Below are 5,796 nucleotides of genomic sequence, written 5' to 3'. Positions count from 1 at the left end.
ACTGGCTCTCGCCAGAGATGCGGTAGCGCAGCGGCAGATGGACGGCGAAGCGCGGCGCCGGTCCGCCGGCGTCTCCGCGAATGGGCCAGACCTCCCCGCCCCCGGCCGGCTGGGGGCGCTCCGGCTCCGCGGTGGAGCGGTTCAGCACCTCGCGCACCTTGTGGGTGAGTGCGTTCAGGGTGAAGGGCTTCTGCAGGTACATGACGCCTTCCTCCAGCGTACCGTTCTGGACGATGGCGTTCTCGGGATAGCCGGACATGTAGAGCACCTTCATCTCCGGGCGCCAGGAGAGGCGCTGCCAGAGCTCGTGGCCGTTCATCCCGGGCATGACCACGTCGGTGAGCAGCAGATGGACGGGGCCGGGATGGGAGTGTGCGATCTGCAAGGCTTCCTCGCCGTTGGCGGCTTCGAGCAAGGAGTAACCGCGGATCTCCAGGAACTCGCGGGCCACGCGGCGGACGCCCTGCTCGTCCTCCACAAGCAGGACCGTCTCCATCCCCTGGGGATCGGCAGCCAGCACGGCTTCGGGCTGATGCGTCGCTTGCGCCGCGTCGGCCAGCGGGAGATAGACCTTGAAGGTGGTGCCGCGCCCGAGCTCGCTGTACACCCACACATAGCCGCCGCTCTGCTTCACGATTCCGTAGACGGTGGAGAGGCCGAGTCCCGTGCCCTTGCCTTTCTCCTTAGTGGTGAAGAAGGGCTCGAAGATGTGGGACTGGGTCTCGGCGTCCATGCCGGCGCCGGTATCGGTGACGGCCAGCATGGCGTAGCGGCCGGGGGCGGCGGGCGGATGCAGGCGCGCGTACTCGTGGTCGAACTCGACCACGGCGGTCTCGATGGTCAGGCGGCCGCCGGCGGGCATGGCGTCGCGGGCGTTGACCGCGAGATTCATGATCACCTGCTCCAGTTGGCTGGGATCGGCCTTGGCGCGGATGCGCTCCGGGCAGGGCACGATGACCAGGGCCACATCCTCGCCCACCAGCCGCGGCAGCATTCGGCCCAGGTCGCTGACCACGGCGTTCAACTCCAGCACCTTAGGGGCCAGCACCTGCTTGCGGCTGAAGGCCAGAAGCTGCTGGGTGAGGGAGGTGGCGCGCTGGGCCGCCTTACGCACACCCTCCAGGTTGCGCTGCAGGGGATGGGCGGGACCCAGTTCGTCCTGCACCAGCTCGGTGTAGCCGGAGATGACCATGAGCAGGTTGTTGAAGTCGTGGGCGATGCCGCCGGCCAGGCGTCCGATGGCTTCCATCTTCTGCGACTGGCGGAACTGATGCTCCAGGGCTCGCTGCTCGCTCAGGTTCTCGGCGAAGATCTCCAGGCCCTCGTCGCCGTTGCGCACCGGGCGACCGGAGAGCCGGACGGTGATTTGTGCGCCGTCCTGGCGCTTCCACGCGGCTTCAATCCCGGTGAAGCGCTGGCGCGTCTGGAAGCGCTCCAAGGCCTCGACGTATTGCTCCGGGTCGGCGTAGATGGCGGCGAAGGAGTGCGCGCCCAGCAGATCGTCCGGGGAAGCATAGCCCAGCATCTCAGCCAGCGCCGGGTTCACGTCCAGCAGTTCGCCGTAGAGGTTGGCGCGGCAGATGCCGTAGGGAGCGTGTTCCACCAGGGAGCGGAAGTTGTGCTCCGACCGGCCCAGGGCCTCCTCGGTGAGGCGGCGCTTGTTGATGTCCATGGCGATGCCCAGTACGCGCTCGGGCTCGCCGGAGGGACCGGCCAGCACCTGCCCGCGCAACTCCACCCAGTCGCTGTGGCCGTCGGGATTCACCACCCGGCATTCCAACTCGTATTCAGAGCGGGCGAGGATGGCCTGCTGCAACGTCTGACGCACCCTCTCCCGGTCATCCGGGTGCACGCGCTCCATCCAGCCCTCGAAGGTCTGGTCGGGGACCAGATCCTTCAGGACCGCGAGCTCCTCCGCCCACAGCACCTGGCCGGTGGAAAGTTTCCACTCGAAAGCGGCGATGTTGGCGGAACGCTGTGCGCGGTAGAAGATTTCCTGGCTGAGGCGCAGTGCCTCCTGGGTGGAATGCAGGGCGGCCATGAAAGCGCAGATGATGAGCGCGGAGAGCACGAACAGGCCCAGACGGATGGCGTTCTGCTTCTCCAGGGCGGCGGACCCCAGGGGAGGCAGGACAAACAAGACGTTGGCCAGGACGCTGGCCACGGTGGCCAGCAGGCCCGCCTTCCAGCCGCCGTACCAGGCGCTGACCATCACCGCCACGGCGAAGAAGACCATGATGGGGTCTGTGCCCGTCCCGTGGAGCAGCAAGGTGGCGGCCAGGGCCGCGCCCGTGGCGGCCAGGGCCACACCATAGCGCTCCCGTCCCGAGACGCGAGGAGGAGTCAGCGCGCTGTCCGATGCCGCCCGACGAAGCAACATTCCTGCCGGCCTCATAATGTTGAGATGCGGATGCTAGCCCGCCCTCCCCGGGCAGGGTAATTACCGAGGTCTAGTGGACGATGTCCCCAGGGACAGGGCCGAAAGTGCTGCCGCTAAGTGGCTTCCCCGTAAGCGGTTGGAGCTGCTAAGCGGATGGTGCCCAAAGACTTACTTGTTAACCTTCGAGGTGGCGTCCTAGAATCGGCGGGACGGCAACGCTGCGGGAGCCTGGGACGGAGGGGTGCGCCGCGGGCCTCGAGTGGCGAAAGGGGCACTCACGGGGTGCGGATCGAAGAGACATTCGCGGCGAAGGTGGAGAACATCGAGCCCATGGTGCAGCGGGTGACGGACCTGGCGCGCGAGCTCCACTGCGACGAAGGCAAGGACATGGAGATCGGCCTGGCGCTGCAGGAGGCGCTGGCCAACGCCATCGTTCACGGCTGCCAGAGCGATCCCTCGAAGACCGTCACCTGCCGGGTGGAGTTTCCCCAACCGGCGGAGATGCTGATCGTGGTGCGCGACTCCGGTCCCGGCTTCGAGCCCAAGGAGGTCGCCGACCCGCTCTCCCCTGAGGGGCTGCAATCGAACCACGGACGGGGAATCCAGCTGATCCGCGGCTTGATGGATGAGGCGCACTACGAGCGCGGCGGCACGGAACTACACATGAAGGTGGCGTTGCAGGGCGGTCAGCCGCGGTAGGTCAGCTCGACGATGGTGACATCGTCGCTGAACGGGTGTCCCTTACAGAATGTCTGGACGGCGGCGAAGATGTTGTCAAAGGCCGAGCCCGCCACCGCCGCCTGCTCCATGCGCTCGTCGCCGAAGAAATCGTGCTCGGGATCTTCGGCCTCGGTGACGCCATCGGTCACCAGCACCAGGCGGTCGCCGCTCTCCAGTTGCCCCGTCGCCTTCTCGTAAGTCGCTTCGGCCAGCAGGCCCACGGGCACGTTCGATTCCAGCAGCCGTCGCACGCCTTTTTGGCCTACCACCATCGGCTGCACGTGGCCGCAATTCAAGTACTCGAGGCCCCCTTTGGGATCGAGCCGCACCAGGAAGGCGGTGACGTATTTCTCCAGGTTCTTCGAGCACAGGAAGCCGTTGACCGCCGCCGCAATCTCATCCAGCGGCGTCCCCGCCAGGAAGTGGGAGTGCACCATCCCTTGGACGATGGAGGCGAGCATGGCCGCCGGGATGCCCTTGCCGGAAACGTCGGCCACCACCACCGAGACACCATTCTCGGTGCGTACCAGATCGTAGAAGTCCCCGCCTGACTGCTTGCAGCAGATGTTCCGTGCGTTGATGCTGACGTAGGGGATCTCCGGGATGTTCATGGTCATCAGCTGCTGCTGGATGGTGGCGGCGATGGCCAGTTCCTGTTGCTCCAGGCGGGCGGTCTCCTCGGCCTGCACCAGGCGGGCGTTCTCCACCAGCGACGCCGCTTCATTGGCCATCGCGTCCAGGATGTCCTGGCTAACTTTGGAAATGTCGCGGGAGGCGAAGCGGCTGTCCAGGTAGAGCACGCCGGAGATCTCGGCGCCGGCCTGGGCATCGACCTTGGCTTCCTTCTGGCCGATCTTCTTCCTGCGCAGCGGGATGCAGATGACGGTGCGCAGCTCGTGGGCCACGATGCTCTTGTGCTCGGCCAGGTCCAGCGACTTGGTGGTGTCGGTGATCAGGAAAGCGGAATCGGCGGTGGCCGCCTGGTTCAGGATGGAGCGAGAGATGGTGTTCTCGTCGGTGAGCGCCTGTCCCTTGGCGTTGTGCCCCGCGGCCAGGTTCAACTGGCCGGTCCCGCTCTTGAGGAAGACGTAGCCGCGCTCGGCACCGGTGAGCTTCAAAGCCGCTTCGATCACCGTGGCCAGCACGTCGTCGAGCATGCGGGTGGTGTTGAGCTTGTGCGCGGCTTCGAGGAAGAGCGAGAGCTTTTCCAGGTCCGAGGCGCCGCGCTTCACCTCCACCGCCGCGATCTGGCTGAGGAAGTCGTGGGTGGCGGAGCTGGCGGTGGAGTCGGGATCGAAGATGACGTAGGCGCCGCCGCGCAGCGCTCCGAAATAGAGCTGGTCGCCAGGCTTCAGCTTGTGCCGCGCCACCCGCTCGCCGTTCACGAATGTGCCGTGGCGGCTGCCGTTGTCCACCAGGAAGTACTCGCCGCTCTCCAGCACGATGCCGGCGTGGTTGCGGGAGACGTGCCCGTCGGCGATGACCAAAAGGTTCTCCTTGTTGCGGCCGACGGTGAAGGGAGTGGTGTCGAGCGTCATGATCCGCTGCGTGGTGCCTTCCACCACCACCAGGATGGGCGCCGTGCCCGAGGGGCGTCTGGCAGGGGTCGAGGCAACGTATCCGGCGGCAGTTTCAGACGTGGACATAGGAGCTGGGGGCGAGGGAAAAGACTACACCAACGGGGGAGCGGCCTCAACCCAGTGGCGAGGAGCGAGTGGTGAGGGGCGAGTGGCCCGAGGCCCGGCGGGCACGGGTCAAAAACCCGTGCCTACACGAGTATAGGGTCGTGTAGGCCCGGCTCTCTGAGCCGGGCGCGCCCCTCAGGGCGCCGAGGCCGCCTCCAGCGCCGGGATCTCCTGCTTGCGGATCATGTCGTTGAGCGCGGCCACGTCCTGCGCCGTGATCTGCTTCCACGCCGCCAGTTGCGCGTCCAGACGTCCGCTGAGGTGGTCGAAGACGTCGAACACCTGCTTGGGCGGGGCGGCGTCAGCGCTTTCCACGCTGTAGCGGAAGGAGTCGAACTGCTCGTTGAGCATGTTGGGATAGCGCAGGTTGCCCTCCGAGCTCTTCATCTTGATCTGGATCAGCTCCTGCTCCACCGCGGTCATCTTCATGTCGAGCGCAGCGGCGGCGTCCAGAACTTGCTGAACGCCGGGTTTGGCGCTGGCCTGCTCGGCGAGGCGCTTCTTCAGGATCTGCAACTGCGAGCGCAGGTCGCGGATCTGATTGACCGCCTTGTGCAGCTCGGTGATGCGCTCGCGCACCTTCATGGCCAGCTCGAACTGCCGGCGCAGGTCGGCGTCCGCTGCCTTGACGCGCGGGTCAGGCTTGATCTCGAGCGGCGCCGTCTGGCTCTGGCCGCCCTCCGTCATCTTCACCTGATACGTCCCAGGCAGGACCAGCGGGCCTTCGGGGCCGTTGCCGGCATAGAAGGCGCCGGGCGTCTCGACCGGAGACGCATAGCGCAGGTTCCAGGCAAAGCGGTTCATACCCGCCTTGGCGGGGATAGTCTCGGGTGGCTTGGAGAGGTCGGGCCACTCCGGCGGCTGCTCGGTCTTCTTCTGCTCCTTGCTGGAATACCTGCGGACCAGGTTTCCCTGCGCGTCGGAGATCTCGAGTGTGACCTCCTCCGAGGGCTCGCTCTTGAAGTAGTAATCAAGGATGGCGCCGCCGGGCGGGTTCTCGCCTACCGGACG

The 5,796-nt window shown here is 66.4% G+C and carries 4 protein-coding genes; 1 reads left to right on the top strand and 3 read right to left on the bottom strand.

Annotation, left to right across the window (positions count from 1 at the left end):
* Positions 1 to 2,380: PAS domain S-box protein (locus tag VGQ94_09245; protein ID HEV2022703.1), on the bottom strand; the 2,380-nt coding region annotated here is incomplete at its 3' end.
* 282 nt (positions 2,381 to 2,662) lie between these two features.
* Between VGQ94_09245 and VGQ94_09240 the strand changes: the two genes are divergently transcribed.
* The gene (locus VGQ94_09240) at positions 2,663 to 3,079 is read left to right on the top strand and encodes an ATP-binding protein (GenBank protein ID HEV2022702.1); all 417 of its coding nucleotides are present in this window, start codon (positions 2,663 to 2,665) and stop codon (positions 3,077 to 3,079) included.
* Here VGQ94_09240 and VGQ94_09235 read toward each other — a convergent pair.
* Positions 3,067 to 4,746, bottom strand: a complete 1,680-nt coding sequence (locus tag VGQ94_09235) for a SpoIIE family protein phosphatase (GenBank protein ID HEV2022701.1) — start codon at positions 4,744 to 4,746, stop codon at positions 3,067 to 3,069. The genes VGQ94_09240 and VGQ94_09235 overlap by 13 nt on opposite strands.
* Positions 4,747 to 4,920: 174 nt before the next feature.
* Positions 4,921 to 5,796, bottom strand: an 876-nt coding sequence (locus tag VGQ94_09230; protein ID HEV2022700.1) for a hypothetical protein, incomplete at its 5' end; no start/stop codon positions are given.

The organism is Terriglobales bacterium, from assembly GCA_035937135.1.
Taxonomy (GTDB): domain Bacteria; phylum Acidobacteriota; class Terriglobia; order Terriglobales; family Acidobacteriaceae; genus DASYVL01.
The sequence above is the reverse complement of the archived record's forward strand: the minus strand, read 5'-3'. Positions and strand labels throughout refer to the sequence as shown.